The 23639-nt window shown below is 66.9% G+C and carries 19 protein-coding genes; 3 read left to right on the forward strand and 16 right to left on the reverse strand.

What is annotated here, in order from left to right; genetic code table 11:
- Nucleotides 1–2: 2 nt before the first annotated feature.
- Nucleotides 3–4694 carry a PKD domain-containing protein gene (locus tag AC1DW0_RS02615; RefSeq protein WP_477944815.1) on the forward strand — a complete coding sequence of 1564 codons (4692 nt, stop codon included), beginning with the start codon at nt 3–5 and terminating at the stop codon, nt 4692–4694.
- Nucleotides 4695–4815: 121 nt separating this feature from the next.
- On the opposite strand, the gene AC1DW0_RS02620 is transcribed toward AC1DW0_RS02615, so the two are convergent.
- From AC1DW0_RS02620 to AC1DW0_RS02680, 13 genes are read right to left on the reverse strand one after another with little or no spacing between them, the layout of a single operon-like run.
- Nucleotides 4816–6489, reverse strand: coding sequence for an asparagine synthetase B family protein (locus tag AC1DW0_RS02620; protein WP_457355050.1), 1674 nt, complete (start codon nt 6487–6489; stop codon nt 4816–4818).
- A gap of 13 nt (nt 6490–6502) precedes the next feature.
- On the reverse strand, nt 6503–8692 hold the full coding sequence (locus tag AC1DW0_RS02625; RefSeq protein WP_457355048.1) for a GNAT family N-acetyltransferase: 2190 nt from the start codon (nt 8690–8692) through the stop codon (nt 6503–6505).
- Nucleotides 8689–9636 carry a glycosyltransferase family 2 protein gene (locus AC1DW0_RS02630; protein WP_477944818.1) on the reverse strand — a complete coding sequence of 316 codons (948 nt, stop codon included), beginning with the start codon at nt 9634–9636 and terminating at the stop codon, nt 8689–8691. Before AC1DW0_RS02630 ends, AC1DW0_RS02625 begins: the two co-directional genes overlap by 4 nt.
- Nucleotides 9633–11093, reverse strand: a complete 1461-nt coding sequence (locus AC1DW0_RS02635) for a lipopolysaccharide biosynthesis protein (RefSeq protein WP_056195861.1) — start codon at nt 11091–11093, stop codon at nt 9633–9635. Before AC1DW0_RS02635 ends, AC1DW0_RS02630 begins: the two co-directional genes overlap by 4 nt.
- Nucleotides 11093–12061 carry a glycosyltransferase family 2 protein gene (locus AC1DW0_RS02640; RefSeq protein WP_477944820.1) on the reverse strand — a complete coding sequence of 323 codons (969 nt, stop codon included), beginning with the start codon at nt 12059–12061 and terminating at the stop codon, nt 11093–11095. Before AC1DW0_RS02640 ends, AC1DW0_RS02635 begins: the two co-directional genes overlap by 1 nt.
- Nucleotides 12058–13179 carry a glycosyltransferase gene (locus AC1DW0_RS02645; RefSeq protein WP_056195876.1) on the reverse strand — a complete coding sequence of 374 codons (1122 nt, stop codon included), beginning with the start codon at nt 13177–13179 and terminating at the stop codon, nt 12058–12060. The genes AC1DW0_RS02640 and AC1DW0_RS02645 overlap by 4 nt, the downstream gene beginning before the upstream one ends.
- The gene (locus tag AC1DW0_RS02650) at nt 13172–14086 is read right to left on the reverse strand and encodes a glycosyltransferase family 2 protein (RefSeq protein ID WP_056195878.1); all 915 of its coding nucleotides are present in this window, start codon (nt 14084–14086) and stop codon (nt 13172–13174) included. The genes AC1DW0_RS02645 and AC1DW0_RS02650 overlap by 8 nt, the downstream gene beginning before the upstream one ends.
- Before the next feature lie 5 nt (nt 14087–14091).
- Nucleotides 14092–14820 (reverse strand): tetratricopeptide repeat protein, encoded by a 729-nt coding sequence (locus tag AC1DW0_RS02655; RefSeq protein WP_056195881.1) that lies wholly within the window; start codon nt 14818–14820, stop codon nt 14092–14094.
- A 5-nt stretch (nt 14821–14825) separates the two neighbouring features.
- On the reverse strand, nt 14826–15680 hold the full coding sequence (locus AC1DW0_RS02660) for a hydrolase 1, exosortase A system-associated (protein ID WP_477944823.1): 855 nt from the start codon (nt 15678–15680) through the stop codon (nt 14826–14828).
- A complete protein-coding gene (locus tag AC1DW0_RS02665; protein WP_477944825.1) occupies nt 15677–16486 on the reverse strand; it encodes a hydrolase 2, exosortase A system-associated in 810 nt (269 codons plus the stop codon). Before AC1DW0_RS02665 ends, AC1DW0_RS02660 begins: the two co-directional genes overlap by 4 nt.
- Nucleotides 16483–17526 (reverse strand): GNAT family N-acetyltransferase, encoded by a 1044-nt coding sequence (locus AC1DW0_RS02670; protein ID WP_477944827.1) that lies wholly within the window; start codon nt 17524–17526, stop codon nt 16483–16485. The genes AC1DW0_RS02665 and AC1DW0_RS02670 overlap by 4 nt, the downstream gene beginning before the upstream one ends.
- 5 nt (nt 17527–17531) lie before the next feature.
- Nucleotides 17532–18713 carry a DegT/DnrJ/EryC1/StrS family aminotransferase gene (locus AC1DW0_RS02675; protein WP_477944829.1) on the reverse strand — a complete coding sequence of 394 codons (1182 nt, stop codon included), beginning with the start codon at nt 18711–18713 and terminating at the stop codon, nt 17532–17534.
- A 17-nt stretch (nt 18714–18730) separates the two neighbouring features.
- A complete protein-coding gene (locus tag AC1DW0_RS02680; protein WP_056195895.1) occupies nt 18731–18985 on the reverse strand; it encodes an acyl carrier protein in 255 nt (84 codons plus the stop codon).
- Nucleotides 18986–19086: 101 nt separating this feature from the next.
- Here AC1DW0_RS02680 and AC1DW0_RS02685 point away from each other — a divergent pair, with 101 nt between their 5' ends.
- Together AC1DW0_RS02685 and AC1DW0_RS02690 are read left to right on the forward strand one after the other, a co-directional pair.
- Nucleotides 19087–20676 (forward strand): acyl-CoA ligase (AMP-forming), exosortase A system-associated, encoded by a 1590-nt coding sequence (locus AC1DW0_RS02685; RefSeq protein WP_056195898.1) that lies wholly within the window; start codon nt 19087–19089, stop codon nt 20674–20676.
- Nucleotides 20673–21935: a pyridoxal-dependent decarboxylase, exosortase A system-associated gene (locus tag AC1DW0_RS02690; RefSeq protein WP_056195901.1), complete on the forward strand. Its 1263-nt coding sequence runs from the start codon at nt 20673–20675 to the stop codon at nt 21933–21935. Before AC1DW0_RS02685 ends, AC1DW0_RS02690 begins: the two co-directional genes overlap by 4 nt.
- A 46-nt stretch (nt 21936–21981) precedes the next feature.
- On the opposite strand, the gene maiA is transcribed toward AC1DW0_RS02690, so the two are convergent.
- Genes maiA through AC1DW0_RS02705 form a run of 3 tightly spaced genes read right to left on the reverse strand, consistent with a single transcriptional unit; the run spans nt 21982 to nt 23632 of the window.
- Nucleotides 21982–22635 (reverse strand): maleylacetoacetate isomerase, encoded by a 654-nt coding sequence (gene maiA / locus AC1DW0_RS02695; protein ID WP_056195904.1) that lies wholly within the window; start codon nt 22633–22635, stop codon nt 21982–21984.
- A 2-nt stretch (nt 22636–22637) separates the two neighbouring features.
- Nucleotides 22638–23363: an ABC transporter ATP-binding protein gene (locus tag AC1DW0_RS02700; protein ID WP_056195907.1), complete on the reverse strand. Its 726-nt coding sequence runs from the start codon at nt 23361–23363 to the stop codon at nt 22638–22640.
- Nucleotides 23360–23632, reverse strand: a complete 273-nt coding sequence (locus AC1DW0_RS02705; RefSeq protein WP_477944918.1) for an ABC transporter ATP-binding protein C-terminal domain-containing protein — start codon at nt 23630–23632, stop codon at nt 23360–23362. The genes AC1DW0_RS02700 and AC1DW0_RS02705 overlap by 4 nt, the downstream gene beginning before the upstream one ends.
- Nucleotides 23633–23639 lie beyond the last annotated feature (7 nt).

Raw genomic sequence — 23639 nt, forward strand, 5'->3', positions numbered from 1 at the left:
TGATGGATTCTTTACACATCTCGATTTCGGTTCCTATGCGCGTCCTTCTCAACCGGCTCCTCGCGGTCTTGCTCGGCGCTTGCATCTGTTCCTTGGGACTTGCGGCGAACGACGCGCGCGCTGCGGAATTTATTGCTACATGGCGTCAGATTTCCACGACCAATGCGCCCCCATGGCGCGAGTGGAGCGCCATGACGTGGGTGGACTCGCTCAATCAGGCGGTTTTTTGGGGAGGGGCCGGCGGCGGAGCCTATCTCAACGATGTTTGGGCTTTTGATCCTCTTGCCAAGTCATGGACGCTGCTCGATCCCAATAACAGCTGCGCGGGCAATACTTCGTTCAATAAACCCAATGGCTCAGACGAAAGCGGCGTGGTATTTGATCCCATAAATAACTATTTCTGGCTTTGGAATGGTGGCAGTGGCTACAGATGTGCCAGCCAGCAGGGTTTTACGCGGTCTGCTGGTGCCGGTACGACGGGCACGAAGTTGGTAGATCCGACGCTGCCAGCCACGACGAATGACTTCTACAAGGATTGGCTCGTGCAAAACGGCGGTAGCCCGACTGCCGTGGTCCTGTCCTATGATGCGGCGCTCAAGACGCTGACGTTGGACCGCGATATCGGGATCGGCGCCGGTGCGGCCTATTCCGTATACGCGGACTTCGGAAGCGGTGCTTGGGCATACTCCCTGAGTACTGGGCAATACATCAGGCTGATGGAGCGTCACTGGGGCTATACCGGATTGGCGCCCACAGAGCGTCATAGCCCAGGGTTCGCTGGAGATGGCGCCAATGCCTATATGTTCGGAAGTGCCAGCAATGATAATTCATTGTATAAACTGAATTTTTCGACCAGAGAATTTACGCTTGCGATCCCTGCTGGCCAAGGGACTTCGCCTGAGCCCCGCGGCCAGATAGAGAACCAGTTTGTCTACGACTCCTTCAGTCGCCAATTCGTGCTGTTTGGAGGGGTATGCTTTGATCGACAGTCGGTGCGGTGCATCAACAATGCCTATTTAAACGACACGTGGCTGTACGACCCTGCAACCAACAGTTGGAGGGAAGTAACCGGAGCCGTTGGCCCGAGCGAACGCAGCTACGCGCAGATGTATTTCGACTCGAAAAATGGAGTTGTCGTTCTGTTTGGTGGCGTTTCGCCTTCCGGTTCGGCATTGGACGATCTGTGGACTTTCGACACGAGAACCCTCTTGTGGACCGAGGTGCACGTGCCGACAACAAACCCGGGGAACGTGTCTCTTGCGCTGACTACGTTTGCACCTTCCACGGGGTGTGGCTACTCGGTGTACGGCCACTCCAGGGGCTCGGCGCTGTTCGGCATCTGGGAGCTTTGCCTTCAGCCGAACACGCCCCCCGTGGCGGTCATTTCCGTGCCCTCGGTTAATTTGCAGGCCGGAATCTTCACTACCTTTTCCGGTTCTGCGAGTACAGATGCTGAAGCCAACATTGCAAGTTATGGGTGGGACTTCGGCGACGGCACGACCGCGGTTGGAGTTTCAGCTAGGAAGGTTTATGCAAACGCTGGAACCTACACCGTCCAGTTGACGGTTACCGACTCCGTGGGTGCGACATCTACTGCTACGCAGCAAGTTGTGGTTTCACAAGGGGCTTACCCGCCGCCAAGCGCGAATTTTGAAATACAGCCAGGTGTTGGAACTGCAGGGGCGGTTGCGCAGTTTTCCGCTGCGTTGAGCAGCGCCCCTGGTGGTTCCATTGCTTCTTATGTTTGGGATTTCGGCGATGGCACGACCGGAGTCGGAGTCAGCGTCGCCAAGACATACCAGTACATCGGCACGTATAAAGTCGCCTTGACGGTGGTGGATAATCATGGATTGAGTTCTGTGAAGACCGCTTTGTTTTCGGTTGGAGCGCCTCCAGGTGTTGCCACGAATGTGGCGTTGGCTGCCAATGGCGGTATTGCATCTGCCTCCAGCGTGTATGACGGCCATTACCCGGTTAAATCAATCAATGACGGTGATAGAAAGGGTTTGAATTGGGGCGCCGGAGGGGGGTGGAACGATGCCACGTCGCGTGTCTATCCCGACTGGGTGCAGGTCGACTTCAACGGCATGCAGACGATCAGCGAAATTGACGTATTCACACTGCAGGATGATAAGGAATCGCCGTCGGCGCCTACGCTGGCGATGACCTTCGCAAAATATGGAATCACTCAGTACGACGTCCAGTATTGGGATGGCGGCGGATGGGTGACTGTAGAAGGCGGCAATGTCACCGGAAATGACAAGGTGTGGCGGCAATTTGTATTTGCACCGGTTAGTACGACCAGTATTCGAGTCCTGATAGCAGGTGCGATGAACAACTTCTCGCGCATCGTCGAAGTGGAGGCCTGGACGCCGGGAGGCATGGCCAACCAGGCGCCGGTGGCCAACATCAGCGGCCCGACGAGTGGGCAGGTGGGCGCGAACCTGAGCTTCTCCGGCGCCGGCAGCACCGATGCGGAAGGCCCCATCGCCAGCTACGCGTGGACGTTCGGAGACGGCACGAGCGCCAGCGGGGTGTCGGCCACGAAGAGCTACAGCGCGGCAGGCAGCTACACGGTGACGCTGACGGTGACCGACGCTGGAGGCCTGACCCACAGCAAGACGCAGGCGGTGGTGATCACGGCGCCGGCCAACCAGGCGCCGGTGGCCAACATCAGCGGCCCGACGAGTGGGCAGGTGGGCGCGAACCTGAGCTTCTCCGGCGCCGGGAGCACGGATGCGGAAGGCCCCATCGCCAGCTACGCGTGGACGTTCGGGGACGGCACGAGCGCCAGCGGYGTGTCGGCCACGAAGAGCTACGGCGCGGCGGGCACGTATACGGTGACGTTGACGGTGACCGACGCTGGAGGCCTGACCCACAGCAAGACGCAGGCGGTGGTGATCACGGCGGCAACGGGAGGACAGGCGGTCAATGTTGCTGCAGCCGCCAACGGCGGCGTCGCCACAGCGTCCAGCACTTTTGATTCCAGATTTCCCGCCAGCGCGGTCATCGACGGCGATCGGCTGGGGCTGAATTGGGGAGCTGGCGGCGCGTGGGCGGATGGCACTTCGGGCGTCTACCCGGACTGGGTGCAGATCGACTTCAACGGCATGCAGACGATCAGCGAAATCGATGTGTTCACGCTGCAGGACAACGCCTACTCGCCCTCAGTGCCGACGCTGGCGATGACGTTCAGCAACTTCGGTATCCTGCACTTCGAAGTCCAGTACTGGAACGGTGCCGGGTGGGTGGGTGTGCCGGGCGGCAGCGTCATCAACAACAACAAGGTGTGGCGGCAGTTCGTCTTCGCGCCCATCACCACACAGCGCATCCGCGTGCTGGTGAACAGCTCGGCCTACTATCTCTCTCGCATTGTCGAGGTGGAGGCGTGGACGCCGGGCAGCATGGCCAACCAGGCGCCGGTGGCCAACATCAGCGGCCCGACGAGTGGGCAGGTGGGCGCGAACCTGAGCTTCTCCGGCGCGGGCAGCACCGATGCGGAAGGCCCGATCGCCAGCTACGCGTGGACGTTCGGGGACGGCACGAGCGCCAGCGGGGTGTCGGTCACGAAGAGCTACAGCGCGGCAGGCAGCTACACGGTGACGTTGACGGTGACCGACGCTGGAGGCCTGACCAACAGCAAGACGCAGGCGGTGGTGATCACGGCGCCGACCAACCAGGCGCCGGTGGCCAACATCAGCGGCCCGACGAGTGGGCAGGTGGGCGCGARCCTGAGCTTCTCCGGYGCCGGCAGCACCGATGCGGAAGGCCCCATCGCCARCTACGCGTGGACGTTCGGCGACGGCACGAGCGCCAGCGGCGTGTCGGCCACGAAGAGCTACAGCGCGGCAGGCAGCTACACGGTGACGTTGACGGTGACCGACGCTGGAGGCCTGACCCACAGCAAGACGCAGGCGGTGGTGATCACGGCGCTGGCCAACCAGGCGCCGGTGGCCAACATCAGCGGCCCGACGAGTGGGCAGGTGGGCGCGAGCCTGAGCTTCTCCGGCGCCGGCAGCACCGATGCGGAAGGCCCGATCGCCAGCTACGCGTGGACGTTCGGGGACGGCACGAGCGCCAGCGGGGTGTCGGTCACGAAGAGCTACAGCGCGGCAGGCAGCTACACGGTGACGTTGACGGTGACCGACGCTGGAGGCCTGACCCACAGCAAGACGCAGGCGGTGGTGATCACGGCGGCAACAGGGGGACAGGCGGTCAATGTTGCTGCAGCCGCCAACGGCGGCGTCGCCACAGCGTCCAGCACTTTTGACTCCAGATTTCCCGCCAGCGCGGTCATCGACGGCGATCGGCTGGGGCTGAACTGGGGAGCGGGCGGCGCGTGGGCGGATGGCACTTCGGGCGTCTACCCGGACTGGGTGCAGATCGACTTCAACGGCATGCAGACGATCAGCGAAATCGATGTGTTCACGCTGCAGGACAACGCCTACTCGCCCTCAGTGCCGACGCTGGCGATGACGTTCAGCAACTTCGGTATCCTGCACTTCGAAGTCCAGTACTGGAACGGTGCCGGGTGGGTGGATGTGCCGGGCGGCAGCGTCATCAACAACAACAAGGTGTGGCGGCAGTTCGTCTTCGCGCCCATCACCACACAGCGCATCCGCGTGCTGGTGAACAGCTCGGCCTACTATCTCTCGCGCATTGCCGAAGTGGAGGCCTGGACCGCATCTCAATAGTCAGGATGGCCGGGCCGTTGCAGGTGATGGGATGGATGCCCCGACCCGAAGAGGGCACCCAACCGTCAAAGTGGATAGGTCAGCAACCGCTTGATCGGCAGGAGGGCTTGCAGCCCGTCGTTCAGGCGAGCCGGTAGTCTGGCGCGTGCCGGCGCAGCCACTGCTCCAGCATCATCAGGATCCAGACCATCTCGCCGTAGTAGCCGGCATGCTCCTTGAGCCGCTGGGTCAGCAGGCTTTCGACGAACTCGGTGCGCACGATGCCGCGTGCCGCCACGCCGCGCAGTGATTCCGCGGCCAGTGCGTTCAGCGCCGCGTCCTTGACGGCCCAGGGGCCGAAGGGCAGGCCGAAGCCATGCTTCTTCTTGGTCAGGATCTCGTCGGGCAGGAAGCCGCGCAGCGCCTCCTTGAAGAACCAGCGCAGCTTCAGGCCCTTGAGCTTGTAGCTGGTCGGCAGCTTCAGCGAGAAATCCAGCAGCCGCGTGTCCAGCAGCGGGAAGCCGACGTCCACACCAGCCAGGGCTGTCGTGCCGACGACCTTGGGCAGGTCGTTCTCGGCCAGCGTGTAGCGCCAGTCGAAGGCCAGCATCTGGTTGACGAGGCTGGCCTCGTGCGGGCCGGCGGCCCAGGTGGCGCGCTGGTGGTCGCGCGGTGCGCCGGTGTCCACGGCGGCCAGGAAGGCTGGCGTCAGCACCTCGCTCATGCCCAGTCGGTCCAGCAGGTTGTAGCTCTGCATGCGGTCGGGCATGGGCACGCGGGCCTGGCGGATGTAGCTGGTGCCCTTCTTGAGCAGCGGGATGTTGCCGGTGACCGGGTTGACGAACAGCGGGTTCAGCACGCCGGTGCGCAGCGGCGACGGAATCTGGCTGTAGACATGGAAGACGCGCTCCTTGGCATAGCGGGTGTTGCCGCCAAAGAGCTCGTCGCCGCCGTCGCCGGCCAGCATGCGGTGGTAGCCATCGTCATGCGCCTTGCGCGCGCAGTAGAAGGCGGGCACTGCGGAGGAATTGCCGAACGGCTGGTCGTAATGGGCGGCGACGTCGGGGATGGCCGCCACCAGATCGGCCGGTGTCACGTAGTACTCGTGATGGTCGGCGCCAAAAGCCTTGGCGGCGATGCGCGCGTATTCCATCTCGTCATAGCCCTCGGCCTCGAAGCCGATGGAATAGCTGGCCGGCGCCTGGCCCGTGGCCTCGCGCAGCAGGCCGGCGACTGTGGAGCTGTCGGTGCCGCCGCTCAGGAAGCAGGCGGTCTTGCCGTCGGCGCTCAGCCTGTCCTTGACCGCCGCGCGCAGGATGCCGTGGAACTCCTCCTTCAGCGCGTCGAAGCTGGGCCGGGCCTGCTCGTCGAAGCGCGCGACCCAGTAGGGTGCGACGGTCAGCTGGCCGTTCTCGAACAGCGCGTAGTGGGCCGGCGGCAGGCGGTGGATGCCGGCGTAGATGGTGCGCGGGGACGGGATGCAGTGATGGAAGAGGTAGTTGAAGAGGGCCTGGGTATCCAGCTCGCGGATGCCGAGCTGGCGGGCCAGTTCGTCGGCCCGCGTCGCGAAGTGCAGGCGGCCGTCCCGCACGGCGTAGCACAGGCTGTGCACGGCGAAGCGATCGATGGCGAGGTAGCTGCCCCCACCGGGGAGGTCGAGCGCGACGGCGAATTCGCCGCCCACGTCGGTCGCGCAGGCGGCGCCGCGCGCGGCATAGGCTTGGCGCCAAGCGGCCAACGCATCTCCGGCGCGCGCGCTGAAGCGGGGGGAGCCGGAGGCGAACGGCGTGTCGGGCGGCAGGGCTTGGGCTTGCATGCGGATCTTGGGGTCAGGACGCGGGATTGTCGTTGGGATGGGCAGTGCTTCGCAGTGCGTGCAGGCGCCGCCAGGCATTGCCGACGGTCTGGCGCACCAGGCCGACCAGGCCGCGCAGCGTCAAGGGGTCGTAGGCGACCAGCCCGAGGCGTTCGCGGCGCTGGCTCATCCATTCGGCCTTGTACGGGGCGTCGCCGATCAGATAGTCCACCTCCTGGACGCGCTCCAGGTCGAGCGCCTGCTCCATCAGCAGGGCGGTCAGCAGCGTGCCCGGAGCCAGCGCCTTGTAAGCCTGGTCGTAGGCCAACTTGTAGATGTTGGCACGGCCGTTGGCGATGATCCAGATCTGGGCCGCCACCGGTTTGTCGTGAAGCCAGGCCAGGCCCAGGCGCAGCCAGCCGCGGCGCGCGCACAGGCGGATCAGGCCTGGCATGAAGTCGGGGTAGGGCTCGGGCACCTTCCAGCTGTGGGCGTAGACATCGCGATAGGCGGCCAGTGCGCCTTCGAGCGCGTCGCCGTCGCGCACGACCTCCAGCCGACCGCCTTCACTTGCGAACTTCTTGCCCATGCGCTTGATCGTGCTGCGCAACTGGCCGCTGCGACCCTTTAGATAGTCGGCCCAGTTCTGGCGCACCGGCTCATACCAGTTGCCAAACGAGAAGTAGGCATGCGTGCTGAGGCCGGCAAGAGTCAAAGCCCTCTTGAGCAGCGCGAACTCTCGCGAATCCGGGTCCATCGGCGAGAAACGATAGGCGGCCGCGCCGCCGCCCGTCCGTCGCAAGGCGCGTGTCAGCGGCAGCAGATCCTCGGCCTCGACGTCGTCTTCCATCGCCAGCGCGTAGATGGCTGTGTAGAAGTTGGACAGCGCGCTGATTTCACGGCCCAGTGCCCCGCTCTGCGCGACGGTGGGCAGCACGGCCAGCACGCGCCCCTGGCGGCGCAGCACGTGGATGCGCACCTGGGCCTGCGGTTCGCTTGCATAGACGGTGTCGATCAGGTTGGCGTACCAGTCTGCACCCAGCTCGACATGGCGCTGCTCGGCCTTGTGCATCAGGGCAAGTGCATCCGCCGGCAGCTCGCGCACGTGGATGTAGGTGTCGACGCTGGCGCCGCTGCGGCTCACCATGATGTCGGTGTCCACCGGTTGGCTGGCACGACCGTGCCAGCCGCGGCTGCCGCGCCTGAGCAGGCCATAGAGGGCCGGCAGGCCGCGGTGGCGATAGACGCTCACATGGTTGATCCAGCGCTGCGACGTGGACCATGCCAGCAGGTCGGATTCGGCGTTCGTGTAGAACTCGACGCCGCCGCCTGGTGCACGCGTGAACAAGTCCTCCAGCGTGCGCAGCAGCAGGATGCGGCCGGGCGCAAAGCGCTCGAACTGCTCGTGGAAGGCCGTCTTCAGCATGACGGCCATGCCACCGCTCAGCAGCAGCATGCGCGAGGCCAGCAGTTCTTCGCCCAACCAGAGTTCGTAGACCAGCGACTCGCCGCGGGCGGCGAACTCGCGCATGACTTCGGCGTAGAAGGGCCCCTGCGGGTTGTCGCTGCTGACGGCCGTGCCTTCGCGGCCTTTCCAGCCGCTGGACTCCAGCCCCGCGTAGCGTTGCACCGCAGCCTCGATCGACTCGGGTGCGCTGGTGACGGTCAACCGTTCTCCACCTGGCTCGGATTGCAGCCGGCGCAGGTAGCGGCGCATGTTCTGGATGAGCTTGCGCGGTCGTTGAGCCCAGTAGTCATCGAAGCTGCCCTTCAGGCTGACGCTCATCGTCAGCGCATGCGGCTGGCTCTGCACGGGAAGCCTGGGCAGCTCGCGCAGGTCGCCGAAGTGCGGGTCGTTGCACAACAGGTCCAGCTCGCTCGCATAGCCGGGCAGCGCAACGAGCAGGCCGCGCAGCTCCAACCCGGCCGGGATCAGGCTGGGGCCGATCTGCGTCTGCGAGGGCAGGAAGCTGGACCAGACACCCAGGCCGCGCGTCTGGGGGTTGATGAGCAGCATGGCGACGGCCTCGCCTTCGCGGCTGGCGATGGCGAGCAGCACGCCTTGCGCCGCGAAATGGCGCAGCAGGGCATCGACGAACAAGCCATCGAGCATGCCGTGGCCGCCCATGAGCTGCCCGTTGAGGCGATCCCAGGCCTCCCGGTGGGGGCCGAGGCCTTGCACCGGGGTCAGCGTGTGGAGTTGCCAGTCCAGGCCGGGGTTCATGGGGTGTCGAGATCCAGGAAATGTGCGCCCGTCCTGGCGCAGAGACGGGCATGGTGGCGGATGCGGCCCAGCTCCGCCAGCACACGCAGGCTGGCCAGCAGGCTGCCGAGGAAGGCCTTCAGGTCGTGGTTGGCAAGCAGCTCAGCCAGCGGCTGCACGACGCCAGCGGCCAGCAGCCGCAGCAACTGGCCGGGCAGGCTGCCGCCGGGGCGCTTGAAGTCCAGCAACAGCTCCGAGCGCTTGCGCTCACCGCGGCTGGCGACCTGGCTGCCCCAGCTCTGCGGCGCACGGGCAGCCTTGGCGCGCAGATGCACGATGCGCGCGGCCGGCAGCAGCGCCGTGCGCAGGCCGTGATGGGCGAAGCGCTCGATGAGGTCGTCGTCTTCGCCGTACATGAAGAACAGCGGGTCGAAACCGCCGACACGGCTGAACACCCCGGCGCGCAGCATCCAGGCCGCCGCATTGATGCCGCGGGTGGGGTAGTGCGGCTGCACGCGGCCGAGGCAGGCGTCGGACAGATAGCCCGGCGCATGGCGCTGTAGATAGGCGCTCTGGGTGTTCGGGTCGACGCGGCCCAGGTCGGGGCTGCAGTGCAGGGGGCTGACGATGTCGAAGCCCGGCTCGGCCTCCAGGAAGGCCACGAGCTGGGCTATGGCTTCGGGCGTGACGTAGGCGTCCTGGTTCAGCAGGAAGATCGCGTCGGCGCCGGCGCGCAGGGCGTGGGCGATGCCCAGGTTGTTGCCGCGGCCGAAGCCGAGGTTGGTGGCGCTTTCGATGAGGACGGCTTCGGGGAAGTCCCGGCGCACCAGGTCGCGGGTGGTGTCGGTGGACGCGTTGTCGACGACGACGGCCGTGCCGGGATGGTTGCTGTCGCGCAGGGACTGCAGCGCGCCGGCAATCCATGCGGCGCCGTTGAAGGTGACGATGACGACGAAGACCTTCATGAGGCGGCTGCCGCGGCACGGCGTCGATCGAGGAAAGCGCGGATTTCCGCGTACAGCGGATGGCCAAGCAGTTTCAGTCCGACCAGCCAGATCAGCACGGTCAGGCCGGCGCAGGCCAGCAAGGCGTGGAAGGCGAGCGGTTGGCCGGCCGGGCGCAGCCAGGCCGCCACCAGGGCGGCGGGCAGCAGGCAGGCCAGGGCCAGCAGCGCATTGCGCGCCAGCTCGCGTGCAATGGCGCCGAAGTCGCTGGGCAGGCAGCGTTGCTTGAAGGCATAGAAATAGGGCACGGCCACCACGGCCATCGCCAGCACGCCCAGCGCCAGCGGCTCCAGCGCCCGCCAATGCCAGATGACGGCGATCAGCAGCAGGGCCTTGACCGGCTGGATGATGAGGTCAGCCAGCGCCACCAGCTTTGAATGGCCAGCGGCCAACATCAGCGTCGGGATCAGGCTGTTCAGCACGCTGACCGCGCCGGCGGCGCAATAGATGGGCACCAGGGGCGCCGACGCATCCCATTGCGAGCCGAACATCAGCCGCAGCACCTCGAGCGCGAACAGGCCGACGAAGCCGTAAAACGGCCAGGCGACGGCGCTGACAGCCCCAAGGCTCTGCACGAAGCGCTGCTCCAGCCGCTCATCGTCGCGGTGGGCCTGAGCGAAGGCCGGGTAGGCGACCGAACGCACCGTGCCCATGATGTCGCGGTGGAAGAGGTTCATCAGGCCTTGCGCGCGGCTCGCGATGGCTACCTGGCCGAAGTCCAGCAGCTTGCCCACGGCCAGGTCGTTGATGTCCATGGACACCGAGGTGACGACATTGGCTGCCGTGACCGGGCCGCCGAAGCGCAGGATCTCGCGCCAGCGGTGCAGCTGTGGCCGGGCCAGGCGCCCCCAGGCGCCGGCCAGGCTGACACCCAGCGCGGTAATGAGGCTGGCCCCAACGTCGCCCCAGGCCAGGCTGGCCGCGCCCACGCCGGCCCAGGCCAGGCCCAGCGTCGTGAAGGTGCCGACGACCGCGGCGGCGACGTTGACGCGCATCAGCACGTCGAAACGCATGTCGCGCCGCAGCAGCGCGATCGAGATCGAGTTGAAGGGCAGGATCAGGAAGTTGATGGAGATGATTCGCACAATGTGCGTCAGGCTCGCGTCGCCATAGAACTCGCCGATCCACGGCGCCACGGCGTGGATGCCGGCAAACAGGCCGCCGCCGAGCAGCAACGAGGTGCCCAAGGCGCTGCCGACATCCTCAGGGCCCAAGTCCTTGCGCTGGATCAGGTAGTTGGCAAGGCCGAAGTCGCGCACGACCTGGGCCATGCTGATCAGCGCCATCGACACCGAGTACAGGCCGATCTGTTGCGGCGTCAGCAGGCGTGCCAGCAGCGTGAACGACAGCAGCTGCAGGCCGATCAGCAGATAGCGTTCCAGGAAGGCGAAGCCGAGCGAGCGGCGGACCGTGTTCATCAATACAGGCCCTGCTTCTTCTGCGAGTGGCGTTCCACCCAGGCAGAGTAGGTCGCCGGAGACCAGTGCGACCGCCAGCGGCTGTCCACGCGCCCCCAGCAGCGCAGCAGGCGCAGTTCGCGCGCAAAACGCTCGGCCACGGGTTCGCGCCGCAACGGCCCGAGCAGCCAGCCCAGGCCATCCTGCAGCAGCTGCAGGTATTGCCACAGCGGCACACCGGCGAACTCGTGGCTGCCGGGCGGCCACCAGGACGACAGGCCCGCCTTGAAGGCCCAGCGGCGGAAATAGCGGCGCGTCAGCACGGCCGCGTCGACGGGCGCAGTGATGCACAGGGACGGCTCATAGGTCACCGCCTCGCCGCGCGCCTGGCAGCGCTGGCCGAATTCGAGGTCCATGTGCCGGAAGTGCAGTTCCGAGAACAGGCCGACGCGATCGAACAGCGCTGCGCGCGCCACCAGGTTCGCGCCGGCCGGTGCGTACTCCGGCGGGGTCGGCGCGATGCGCTCAGGCCCGAGGTCGGCGCCGCCGACCACCGCGGCCATGCTGTCGTGATACCAGGCGGGCCGGCCACCGGGGGGCCATTGCAACTCCGTGCGTCCGCCGGCCAGGGCCGGGCCGCCGGCGCCGAAGACGGCGGCGATGTTCTCCAGCCAGTCCACGGGGAAGAGGATGTCGTCGTCGGTGAAGGCCAGCACATTGCAGCCCAGTTCGCGGGCGCGGCGGATGCCGGCGTTCAGCGCGAACTGCTTGCCCTGGCGGGGCTCGAACAGCACATGCAGGCGGCCCAGCGGCCAGCCCGGTTGCAGGGCCTGGAGTCGCGCCTGCGTGTCGTCGGTCGAGTTGTTGTCCACCACCAGCACTTCGACGGCCGTGTCGGCCGGCGCGTGCATGGCGCCGAGCGAGGCCAGCGTGGTCGCGAGCAGGGCGGCCCGGTTCCAGGTGCAGACGATGACGGCCAGCCGCTTCATCGCTGGGCGGCCACGCGGCGGTAAACCTCCAGATGGCGGCGCCAGCTCTCGCCCCAGCGAAAGCCCTGGGCCCAGGCGGCGGCACGGGCCGCCTTGTCGGCACGTGCCTCGGGAGGCAGCGTCGCGGCGTCGTTCAGCGCGGCGGCCCAGGCCGCCAGGTCCTCGGCCGGCACCAGCGTCGTCAACGGCCCGACCAGTTCGGCCAGGCTGCCCAGCGGGCTGAAGATGACGGGCGTGCCGGCGGCCTGGGCCTCGACGGCCGGGAAGCCGAAGCCCTCGTAGAGCGTTGGGTAGAGCACGGCGACGGCGTCGCGGTAGAGGGCCTGCAGTTCGGCGTCGGACAGGAACTCGGCAAATACGACCCGGCCCTGCAGCTCGTGGGGCAGGGCCTTGCGCGCGGCCTCGCGAGCGTCGGCGCCAAAGCCGCAGGCGACGAGTTTCAGCGTCGCATCGGGCTGGGCGGCCAGCGTCTGCAGGGCCCAGTCGAAGCGCTTGCGTTGCATCGGCCCACCGAGATAGACGGCGAAGCGCGCGCCGGCCAGGGCCGCCGTCAGCGTGGCCGGCAACGTGCTGATGGGGGGCTCGAAATAGGCCTCTTCAATGCCGTGCGGGATGACGGTCAGCTTGGCCTCGAGCTCGGGCCAGCGCGCCAGGATGTCGCGCTTGGACGACTCGCTGATCGTCACGACGGCCGCGCATCGCCGGAAGGCCGCCGGCATCAGCCGGTGCCAATACCAGTGCTGCCAGCGCGTGTCGGTCTCCATCTCCCAGGGGATGGTGTCGTGGATGGTGACGACGGCCGGGCAGGGCTGCCACCAGGCCATGGTGTTCTCGGCCCAGTGCAGCACGTCCAGGTGGTGCTGACCCGTGCGGCGCGGCATGCCGACCTGCTCCCACAGCGAGAAGCGGTCGCCGGGGAAGTCGAAGATGTCGGCCTGCACCTGTTGCTCGCGCGGCAGGTGCATAGGGCGGCGCGCGTCCTGCGCGAACAGGGTCCAGGCCACGCCGTCCTCGGGCCGGGCCTGGCTGCACATCTCGAGCAGGTATTTGCCCATGCCGCGCAGATGCGCGGTGTTGAGGCTGGTAGCGCTGATGCCGACCCGCAGGCGTTCAGTCATTCGGCACCCAGCGGCGGAACAGCGATTTGCCCATCTTGGTCAGCGTGTGGCCGCGATCGGGGCCGCTGCGCAGCAGGCCGGCAAAGGTCTTCAGGCCCAGCGACAGATCGCCCTTGGCGGTGTGCGCGTCGGCGAAATTGCACCAGCCCTTGTGCTGGAAGCGCCGCAGCGCGACGGGGTCCACGTCGTGCCCGGCTGGCGAACTCATGCCGAAGCGCCGGATCAGCTCGGCGCGCATCAGCTCGGTGGTGTTGGTGGCCGGGATGCGGCGCGACAGCGAGACGGGATGCTGGCGGTACAGCACGTAGGACTCGGCCAGGCGTATGAAGCGGTGCTGGGTGCTGGCGCGCACCAGGTATTCCCAGTCGTCAGTCTGCTGGTTGTCCGTCAGGAAGCCGCCCATGCGATCCCAGGCGCTGCGCCGCCAGATGACCGAGGAGGGCAGGGCGTAGTTGTCGAGCACCAGCACGGGGTAGATCCAGCCGGACCGCGACTCATCGATGGTGCCCTGCCGGGTTTGCCTGAAATAGTCGGGCCGGGGCTCGCCATGCCAGACGTCGAATGCCGAATAGCAGAAGTCGTGATCCGGCCTGGCCTGCAAGGCCTGCAGTTGCAGGCGCAGCTTTTCCGGGTGCCAGAGGTCGTCGGCATCCAGCAGCGCGACGAATTCCGAATCCGTTTCGGCCATGCCGCGATTGCGCGAGCGCGACATGCCGCGGTTTTCCTGCGAGATGACGCGCACGCGGGCGTCGTCCAGGGCGGCATTCGCGGCCGTTGCATCCTTGGAGCCGTCGTCGATGACGGTCACCTGCAGATCGGGGAAGGTCTGGCCCAGTGCCGAGCGGACGGTGTCGGCAATGAAGGCCTCGGCGTTGTAGGCAGGGATGACGATGTTGACGCGCGGCATGAGGCTCAGCGGGAGGTCTGCGAGGGAGTCGAGGCGGCCTGAGTGGCAGACGCAGCGGACGCGGCGGCGTCGGGGCCCTCGGTCGGCTCGGGATCCTTCCAGCGGCCGACCGAATTCAGTCGGTCGCGCAGCTCCGGCCTTGTCATGCCCATGGCCATGGCGCGGTGCGCCTGGGCCAATGCCTTGTCGTAGTCCTTCATGTCGAAATACAGCAAGCCCGCGTTGAATTGCGTCAGCGGGTTGTCGCCGGCCTGCTCCACCACGTAGTCGAGAGACTTGCGCGCGTCGTCCATGCGATTGCGCCGGATCAGATAGCTCACGTAGAACATCCGGAACACCAGGTCGTTCGGTACGAAAGCCATGCCGCGGGCGTAATAGCACTCGACGGTCATGTCGGTGCCTTTGGCGGGATCCGATTTCTCCTTTTCCGCCAGGCGTTCGACGGACTGGATGGCGCGTGGATGGTTGGGAAATACCGCCAGCGTGTATCCGATGTCGTTGCCGAATGGGCCGGTAGCACCTCGGGTCAACGTCTCTACGCCATGCGTGAAATGCGCAATCTCGACGATGTAGCGCTGCGATTGGTGGGCCGTGCGGTAATCGAAGGGTCCATAGGTGTTGTGCGTTTCGCCACAGCCAGGCGGCGCCAGCGCCGGGCGCTGCATCTGCGCGGAAACCGGCAGCGTGGCCAGCGCAACGGTCAGGGCCAGCAGTGCTCGGCCGGCGCAGTTCATGGGGTTCAGATTGCTAGGCATCGCGTCCTCAACCAGTCCAAACAGATGCGACATTGGGAGTCCTGGTCCTGTATCGCCGAAAACGTGTGATCGGCCGTGGGCATGTCGTGCAGATCCAGCGTCGGGCGCACGAGCAGACCCTGCCAAGCCGCCGAGGACCGGGCAAAACCAACGAACTCCCGGGCAGTGTAGTCATCGCCACTGAGGATCAGCAGCACCGGTCCGTTGAAGGCGCGCAGGCCGGCGGCCATGCGATCCTGGAAGCTGCGCGAGTCGGTCTTGGCCTTGCCGGCGCCGCGGGCCAGGCGCAGGTTGCCGCCCAGGGTGCGCAACGCCGTCAGGCCCACGCCACCGCGCAGCAGCTTGAGCCAGAAGCCCTTCTCGCGCAGCCGGCGCCAGTAGTAGTGCTTGACATGGGTCTGCGCCAGCGTCGCGGCGGAGCGGGCCCAGGGATTGAGCAGGGCCACGCCGGCGACGCGCGGGTCGCCGGTCGATTCCAGGTAGAGCAGGGCGGCTGAGGCCGCGTCGCACAGGCCCCAGAGCACCACACGCTTGAGTGCCGGGCGGGCCGCCAGCAGCGCGGCGATGGCCGCGGCGATGTCGGCGTCGACGCTCAGGAAGTCGCGCGTCTCCCCGGGGCTGTCCCCCATGCTGCGGTAGTCGAAGCGCAGAGCGGCAACGCCGTGGTTCGCCAGATGCCGGGCCAGCAGCGTGAACTGGCGATGGCTTCCGACGCGGTACTGGGGGCCGCCGACGACGATGACCACGCCCACCTCGGCGGGTGCGGTGTTCGCCGGTTCGGCCAGGATGCCGATGAGGCGCTCGCCCTCGCAGTCGAAGTTCAGCAGCGATTCCTTCATGACAAGGCCTCCAGGGTGCAGGCGATCAGCGCGGGCGCCAGCTCGATCTCGCTGGTGGCCCAGAAGCCCGGCCCCTGCACGATCTGCGGGCGAACCGACCAGCCGGCGTCCTGCCAGGCCTTGATGGCCTGTTCGCTGACGGGCGTCAGCACGGCGTCCTCGCGGGTGCTGAGCTCCAGCCATTCGACGCGGCCGGGCGTGCCGGCGGGCGCGAGCTTGGCGGCTTCCAGCCCGAGGGCGAGTGGCGCGCCCAGCCGGTAGCCGGCGACCTCGACCGGGCGGCCCGCGGCCAGTTCGGTTTTCATCTGGTCCATCTGGCCCTTGTTCGCACCGTTGGCCATCTCGGCGGCCAGCCTCAGGCGCAGGAACTGCTGCAGTGCCAGCTTGCCATTCGTCATCGGCTGCCAGAACAGGTAGTTCACTGGCCGGCCCCAGTCGGCGGCGGCAAGCAGGCAGCCGGCGCGCAGGCCCCAGATCCACAGCGGTGCCTGAACCGAGTCAGGCACGCGGGCATCCAGGCATTCCAGGCCCAGACGCACATCGGCCTGCCAATCGGCCCAGCCCGCATCGCCAAAGTCGGCGGAGGAGTCACCGCAGCCGCGCAGGTCGATCTGCAAGACCGCGTGGCCTGCCTGGGCCAGCGCGCGGCAGGCCAGGGTGGCCATGCGGCGCGACTTGTTCATCTCCTCGGCGAAGGGATGCAGATAGAGCACCCGGCTGCGTGGTGTACCTGCCGGCGCATGGAACAGGCACAGCCGCTGCTCGCCGCCGGCTGGCAGGAAGAAGGCGTCGATTGAGGCTTTCAAGCTGCGCGGGTCTTGCTGCGGTTGAGCCAGTCCTGCAGCGCCTTGAGCCAGGCCCACCGGTAGGCGGTCAGGTGGAAAAGCTGGCGGCTGTTGTCGGTCCAGCGCGTATGCCACTCCATCACGCGGCCAAAGAACTCGATGCGCTTGAAGCGGCCTTCGTCGAAAAGAGCTTTGAACTCCTCAGCGCGCATCAGCGTCGACGGGGACACCGCCTGGTGGGCCTGCTGATAGGCTGTCTTCAGGATCACCAGGCAGTCGTCCTGGTGCACGCACAAGTCCATCGCGACGACTTCGTCGCCGAACCAGTAGCGGTAGATCCGGGCCCGCCCGGCTGCTGCTGCGTTTTCCAACGCCTGGCGGTAGAAGTGCCCCTGGATGCCGTCCACGGAAATGGCGGTGCCGAGCTCGGCCTTCCAGCCGCTGCTTTCCAGCGTGCCGTACTGTTCGATGGCCAGTGCGACCGGTCCGGGCGTGTCGATCATCTCCAGCCGCGGCGTCACACCGGTGGCCTCGACCTTCTTCAGCTGCTTGCGGGTGTTCTGGCGCAGGTTCTTGCCGCGGCCCTCCCAGTAGGCCTCGAAACCGGTCTCGACGTCGACCCAGGCCGTGTCGATGTAGTGCTGGTGGCGCAGCCGCGCGCTGTTGAAAGGCCCGACGTGGGCCAGCGAGTCCAGTTGCGTCAGCCCGACGGTCAAGGCCAGGCCGGGCAGCGCCCGCAGCAGGGACTGCAGAGACGCCTCCAGGCTTTCGTCCTCCGGCAGCAGCACGGGTCCCAGCGGCAGCTGGGACGGCTGGAAGCTGTTCCAGCGACCCTGGCCCTGGGGCTGGATCAGCAGCGCCGCCGTCCAGCCCGTGCCGTCCTCGCGATAGGCGAGCAGCTCTCTACCCTGGCCGAACTGGTCCAGCAAGCACAGCAGGAAATCGCTGCGCAGGAAGGCATGCGGCAACGCCTTCGCCTGCAGTGCATCCCACTGTGTGGCCAGGGCGGCCAACTGCTTTGCCGGAACGAGTTTCCAGTCCATCTTTGAAGTTGTTTTCAAGGCAATCAACTCTTGCGGTAGGTGAGGAGAGAGTCGATCACCCAGTGTCGGTCCTGGTCGCTCATGTCTTGATGGCAATGCAACTGCAGTACGTGGCGGGACCAGGTTTTTCCTTGATCACCGGCCAGATCCGGCACTCCTGGCCACAGCCAGTCCCAGCGCGATACGGGCACGCCGAGCGCTCTCAAGGCCTGGTAGACGGCGTCCGGCTCGTCCACCCACAACGGGAAGACGTAGGGTGCGCTGCCCTCGGGCAAGGCCGGGAACAGGGGATGCATGCCCGCCTGGTTGGCCAGCGCCTCAGCCAGCGCGCGGTAGTGCTGCTGCCGCCTGGCGACGACGCGACCGCGGGACGTCAACAACGCCGCGCGCCTGGCAGCGCGCGTCGGTGCGCGATGGCACAGCGCCACGTCGATGCGTGCATAGTCGCCCGCTGGATCAAATTGGGCAGCTTGAGGCGCTGCACTGGGCGCCGGCGCGCTGCCACCGCGCAGCAGCTGCTTGAGAGCCAGCAGCGGGCTCGCCCAGAGGCGCCAGTGCCCCAGGCGGCCATGGCGCGCACTGATTTCCAGATCGTCCAGCGACGCCTTCAGCTGACCCTTCAGGCCCACGGGCGTCAGCGCCGCCAACGGCCGGGCCGGCTGCCGGACCAGTAGCAGGCCGCCGTCCTGCGCCGCGAAGAACTTGGGCAGGCTGGCAATGACGACATCGCCCAGCGCGCCCACGGCGCCTCCTTCACCCTGGCCGAACATGGCGTGCGCGCAGTCCTCCAGCATCAGCACGCCGCGGCGCTGGCACCAGGCGCGCAGATCGCGCAGATCCAGCGGCAGGCCGAAGAAATGGGCGACGCACAGCACGCGCGTATCGGCGGGTGCATGCTGCTCCAGCCAGTCCAGGTTGGGGCGGCCATCCGCGTCGATGGGATAGAAACCCAGCTGATGCCCCAGCGTCAGCACCGGCGACACCATGGTGGGGCAGTGGTAGCTGGGCACCAGCACGCGCTGCTCCGGCGTGAGCGCCAGGCTCTCCAGGCCAAGCAGAATGGCTGCACGGCCGCTGCTGGTCAGCAGCGCTCCCGGCCGGTCAAGCAGGCAGGGCAGCGTCTGGGCCTCTGCGTCGACCTGCCTGTTGTGCGGTCCCGGCACCGGGTGCCGGGGCGCCAAGCGAGGCGTGAGGTCGACGTTCATTCGCGAATTTGATTCGGTCAGAGCCGGGCGGCGACGAAGTCCGCCAGCGAGCCCACGGTGGCAAAGGTGTCGCCGTCGATGTCGTCATCGTCGACGGCGAGACCGAGTTGCTCCTCCAGTGCGGTGATCAGGCTGACCACGGCCATCGAGTCCAGCTCGGGCAGGGCGCCGAGCAGGGCGGTGTCGCGGGTGAAGGTCTGGGCGCGGCCGTTCAGGCTCAGCACCTCGTCGAGAAGCCTCAGCACATGGCTGAGAACCTGATCTTTGTCCATTGGGAGCTTCCAAAAAGCAGCCGCGCAGTTTAGCCGTCCTCCCCCCCTTGCTCCCGGGGCGCTCACCCCTTGGCTCAAGGGTCGCGTGAGATACTTTTTTCATGCCCGAATCGACCCTGTTGCACGAGTTGGTGGCCGTTGCCGCCGAGCGCACGCCCGACGCCCCGGCCCTGACCTATGGTGCGGCGACGCTGAGCTATGGCGAGCTGGATGCCGCCGTGCGCGGCTTTGCCAGCGGCCTGATGCAACTGGGCCTGGCCCGTGGCGAACGGGTCGCCATCTACCTGGAAAAGCGCTTCGAGACCGTCGTCGCCAGCTTTGGCGCGCCCGCTGCCGGTGGCGTTTTCGTACCGCTGAACCCTTTGCTCAAGCCCGATCAGGTCGGTTTCATCCTGCAGGACTGTGATGTACGGGTGCTCGTCACATCGCCCGAGCGCCTGGCCCAGTTGGGCGACGTGCTGACGCAATGCCCGTCGCTGCGCCATGTCGTGCTGACCAGCGGTGCGGGCTCGGCACCGGTGCCGGTGCATGACTGGGCTGCGCTGCTGCAAAGCCCAGCGCATGCCGGCCATCGCGTCATCGACACCGACATGACGGCCATCCTCTACACCTCGGGCTCCACCGGGCGGCCCAAGGGCGTCGTGCTGTCCCACCGCAACATGGTGGCGGGCGGCAAGAGCGTGGCGAGCTACCTGGAAAACCGTGCCAGTGACACCCTGCTGGCCGCGCTGCCGCTGTCCTTCGACGCCGGTTTCAGCCAGCTGACCACGGCCTTCCACAGCGGCGCCCGCGTCGTGCTGCTGAACTACCTGCTGCCCAAGGACGTGCTCAAGGCCATGGAGCGCGAGAAGGTCACGGGCCTCACTGCCGTGCCGCCGCTGTACATCCAGCTGACCCAGCTCGAATGGCCGGCCGCCATCGACGCCAACCTGCGCTATTTCGCCAACACCGGCGGCCGCATGCCGCGGGCGACGCTGGACCTGCTGCGCGCCAAGGCGCCATCCGCCCAGCCCTTTCTGATGTACGGCCTGACCGAGGCCTTCCGCTCGACCTATCTGCCGCCGGGCGAGGTGGACCGCCGGCCGGACTCCATCGGCAAGGCCATCCCCAACGCCGAGATCCTGGTGCTGCGCGAGGATGGCAGCGAATGCGCGCCAGACGAGCCGGGCGAGCTGGTGCACCGCGGTGCGCTCGTCGGCCTGGGTTACTGGAACGACGCCGAGAAGACGGCCGAGCGCTACAAGCCGCTCCCGGTCGGCGTGGGCGGGCGCGAAGGCGGCCTGCAGTTGCCGGAGTTCGCGGTGTTCTCTGGTGACACAGTCAAGCGCGACGCCGAAGGCTTCCTGTACTTCGTCGGCCGCCGTGACGAGATGATGAAGACTTCAGGCTATCGCGTCAGCCCGACCGAGGTCGAGGAAGTGTTGTACGCCACCGGCCTGGTGGGTGAATGCGTGGCTTTCGGCGTCTATCACGACACCCTCGGCCAGGCCATCCAGGTCATCGCAACACCGCCGGAAGGCGCTTCCGAGCTGGATCTGGCTGCACTGACTGCCGCTTGCAAGGCGCGCATGCCCGCCTACATGGTGCCGCACGGCGTCGATGTCCGTTCGGGCCCGCTGCCGCGCAACCCCAACGGCAAGATCGATCGCAAAACCCTCTCGACCGACTGGCTTGAACAGCACGCTGCATGAGCGATCCCATCCCCCAGAAGCGTGCCCTTGAGCATGCCCCCGTGCTCTTCCCCCGCGATGCCAACGGCGAACTGCTGGTCGGCGGCCAGCGCCTGTCCGTGCTCGCCGAGCGAGTCGGCCAGACGCCGTTCTACGCCTACGACCGCGGGCTGCTGAAAGCCCGCGTCGCCGAGTTGCGCGCGGCTCTGCCCTTGGGGCTAGAACTGCACTATGCGATGAAGGCCAACCCGATGCCGGCGCTGGTGCAGCTGATGGCCGGCTTGGTGGACGGTATCGACGTGGCCTCGGCGGGCGAACTGCAGGTGGCGCTGAACGCCGGTGCCGACCCGCACGAGGTCAGCTTTGCCGGCCCCGGCAAGCGCGACATCGAGCTGGGCCAGGCCGTCGCGGCCGGCGTGCTCGTCAATGTCGAGTCGGTGCGCGAACTGGTGCCGCTGGCCCGTGCCTCGCAGCGCCTGGGCCTGCCAGCCCGCGTCGCGCTGCGCGTGAACCCCGACTTCGAGCTCAAGGGCTCGGGCATGCGCATGAGCGGCGGCCCCAAGCAGTTCGGTATCGACGCTGAGGCTCTGCCCGAGGTGCTGGCTGAGGTGGGCCGGCTGAGCAGTGATGGCCTGGCCTTCGAGGGCTTTCACCTGTTCGCCGGGTCGCAGAACCTCAAGGCTGAGGCCATCTGCGAGGCCCAGCTCAAGAGCTACGAACTGGCCCTGCGCCTGGCCGAGGCCGCGCCGTCACCTGTCAAGTTCCTGAACCTGGGCGGTGGTTTCGGCATCCCGTATTTCCCAGGCGAATCGCGGCTCGATCTGGCACCCATCGCCGACAACCTTGCCGGGCTGCAGGCCCGCGCCAAGGCCGACCTGCCGCAGGCCAAGCTCGTCATCGAGCTGGGTCGTTACTTCGTCGGCGAGGCAGGCGTCTATGTCAGCCGCATCGTTGACCGCAAGGTCTCGCGCGGCCAGGTCTTCCTGGTGGCGGATGGCGGCCTGCACCACCACCTGTCGGCGTCCGGCAATTTCGGCCAGGTGCTGCGCAAGAACTACCCGGCGTCCGTCGAACCCCAGGGCCGCAACGAATCAGCGACCGAGCCGGCCAGCGTCGTCGGCCCGTTGTGCACGCCGCTGGACCTGCTGGCCGATCGCATGGACATGGCCAAGGGCGAGATTGGCGACCTGGCGGTCGTCTATCAGAGCGGCGCCTATGGCCGCAGCGCCAGCCCCGAAGGCTTCCTGGGCCACCCGGCCTGCGTGGAAGTGCTCGTCTGAACGTGCAGCCCAGGCCCTGGCCCATCGTGCGTGGTCGCCAATCGGGTCAATGCCCCGCGGGTCTGTCGGCATCCGGCTGCAACGCCGGAGTCGCCAGCCGGAACGCGTCAAGCCCGGCGCAGGCTTGGTCGATGCCTGCCAGGCGCGGCCAGCGATTGATGTCGACCTTGAAGCGCCGCGCACTTTCAATCTGCGGCACCAAGTAGACGTCAGCCAGCGTCGGCGTGTCACCGTAGGAAAACGGTCCACTGCGGCCGTGCGACGCCACCAGTGCATCGAACGCGTCGAATCCCGCTGCAATCCAGGTGCCACACCACTCGTTCACCGCCGCATCGTTGGCACCAAAGCTGCGGCGCAGTGTTTCCAGAATTCGCCGGTTGTTGACCGGGTGGATATCGCAGCCAACGACGGCCGCGAGCGCTCGAACCGTCGTTCGCGCCTGGGCGTCTTCGGGCAGAAATGCTGGCTTGGGAAAGCACTCCTCCAGCCACTCGATGATGGCCGGCGTCTGCGTCATCAGGGCATCACCCGTGTCGAGGGTGGGCACCAGTTGCTGCGGGTTGATGGCCTTGTATTCGGCGGTCAGGTGGCGCTCAGTGCGCAGATCGATGGGCACCTGTTCGTAGGCGATGCCCTTGAGGTTCAAGGCGATGCGCAGGCGGTGCGAGGTGCCGCTGCGGAAGAAACCGTAGAGCTTCATGCTCAGACTCCCAGATACTGGTGGATCAGGTGCGGCTGACTGCGGATGGCGTCGGAATCTCCGCTCCAGACGACGCGGCCCTTCTCGACGACGTAGTGGCGGTCCGCCAGGTCCAGCAGTCGGTTGATGTTCTTGTCGATGATGATCAGGGCGAGGCCTTCCGCCTTCAGCTGCCGGATGGTTCGCCAGATCTCGTCGCGGATGACCGGTGCCAGGCCTTCGGTGGCCTCGTCCAGCACCACCAGGCGCGGGTTGGTCATCAGCGCCCGACCAATGGCCAGCATCTGTTGCTCGCCGCCCGAAAGCTGCGAGCCAAGGTTGGTGCGGCGCTCCTTCAGCCGAGGGAACAGCGCGTAGATGCCGTCCAGCGTCCATGCCTTCGCCGGCCCTGAGGCCGCAGGCCCTCGGGCGGTCGCCACGAGGTTCTCCTCGACCGACAGTTCCGTGAAGATCTGCCGGCCCTCGGGCACCAGTGCCAGGCCTTGCCGGGCGATGCGATGGGGCGCCCGGCCATTGGCCCGCTCGCCGGCCACGGTGATGTCTCCGGCGAGGCAGGGCAGCATGCCGAACAGGCATTTGACGGTGGTGGACCTGCCCATGCCATTGCGACCCAGCAAGGTGACGACCTCGCCCGGCCGGACGTCGAAGGACATGTCGAAGAGCACCTGGGCACGGCCGTAGCCCGCCTGCAGGCCGCGAACGGACAGATACGGCTTGCGTTCATTCATACCGTCTCCTCGCCCAGGTACACGGCGCGCACCTCGGGGTGATTGCGGATCTCGTCCGGCGTCCCGGTGAACATCACGCGCCCGTAGACCAGCACGGTGATGCGGTCCGCCAGCGAGAACACGGCGTTCATGTCGTGCTCGACCAGGACGATGGTGTAGCGACCTTTCAGCTGCTGCAGCAGTGCCATGACGGCGATGGACTCCTGCGCGCTCATGCCGGCCATCGGTTCGTCCAGCAGCAGCAGGGAGGGCTGGGCCGCCAAGGCCATTGCCAGC

This window comes from Roseateles sp. P4_D2, assembly GCF_056401875.1.

What these genes read in the sequence shown, in the direction of transcription:
- AC1DW0_RS02620 (WP_457355050.1), bottom strand. Translation starts at nt 6,489, where the DNA reads ATGCAAGCCCAAGCCCTGCCGCCCGACACGCCGTTCGCCTCCGGCTCC.
- AC1DW0_RS02625 (WP_457355048.1), bottom strand. Translation starts at nt 8,692, where the DNA reads ATGAACCCCGGCCTGGACTGGCAACTCCACACGCTGACCCCGGTGCAA.
- AC1DW0_RS02630 (WP_477944818.1), bottom strand. Translation starts at nt 9,636, where the DNA reads ATGAAGGTCTTCGTCGTCATCGTCACCTTCAACGGCGCCGCATGGATT.
- AC1DW0_RS02635 (WP_056195861.1), bottom strand. Translation starts at nt 11,093, where the DNA reads ATGAACACGGTCCGCCGCTCGCTCGGCTTCGCCTTCCTGGAACGCTAT.
- AC1DW0_RS02640 (WP_477944820.1), bottom strand. Translation starts at nt 12,061, where the DNA reads ATGAAGCGGCTGGCCGTCATCGTCTGCACCTGGAACCGGGCCGCCCTG.
- AC1DW0_RS02645 (WP_056195876.1), bottom strand. Translation starts at nt 13,179, where the DNA reads ATGACTGAACGCCTGCGGGTCGGCATCAGCGCTACCAGCCTCAACACC.
- AC1DW0_RS02650 (WP_056195878.1), bottom strand. Translation starts at nt 14,086, where the DNA reads ATGCCGCGCGTCAACATCGTCATCCCTGCCTACAACGCCGAGGCCTTC.
- AC1DW0_RS02655 (WP_056195881.1), bottom strand. Translation starts at nt 14,820, where the DNA reads ATGAACTGCGCCGGCCGAGCACTGCTGGCCCTGACCGTTGCGCTGGCC.
- AC1DW0_RS02660 (WP_477944823.1), bottom strand. Translation starts at nt 15,680, where the DNA reads ATGAAGGAATCGCTGCTGAACTTCGACTGCGAGGGCGAGCGCCTCATC.
- AC1DW0_RS02675 (WP_477944829.1), bottom strand. Translation starts at nt 18,713, where the DNA reads ATGAACGTCGACCTCACGCCTCGCTTGGCGCCCCGGCACCCGGTGCCG.
- AC1DW0_RS02680 (WP_056195895.1), bottom strand. Translation starts at nt 18,985, where the DNA reads ATGGACAAAGATCAGGTTCTCAGCCATGTGCTGAGGCTTCTCGACGAG.
- AC1DW0_RS02685 (WP_056195898.1), top strand. Translation starts at nt 19,087, where the DNA reads ATGCCCGAATCGACCCTGTTGCACGAGTTGGTGGCCGTTGCCGCCGAG.
- AC1DW0_RS02690 (WP_056195901.1), top strand. Translation starts at nt 20,673, where the DNA reads ATGAGCGATCCCATCCCCCAGAAGCGTGCCCTTGAGCATGCCCCCGTG.
- maiA (WP_056195904.1), bottom strand. Translation starts at nt 22,635, where the DNA reads ATGAAGCTCTACGGTTTCTTCCGCAGCGGCACCTCGCACCGCCTGCGC.
- AC1DW0_RS02700 (WP_056195907.1), bottom strand. Translation starts at nt 23,363, where the DNA reads ATGAATGAACGCAAGCCGTATCTGTCCGTTCGCGGCCTGCAGGCGGGC.
- AC1DW0_RS02705 (WP_477944918.1), bottom strand. Translation starts at nt 23,632, where the DNA reads ATGGCCTTGGCGGCCCAGCCCTCCCTGCTGCTGCTGGACGAACCGATG.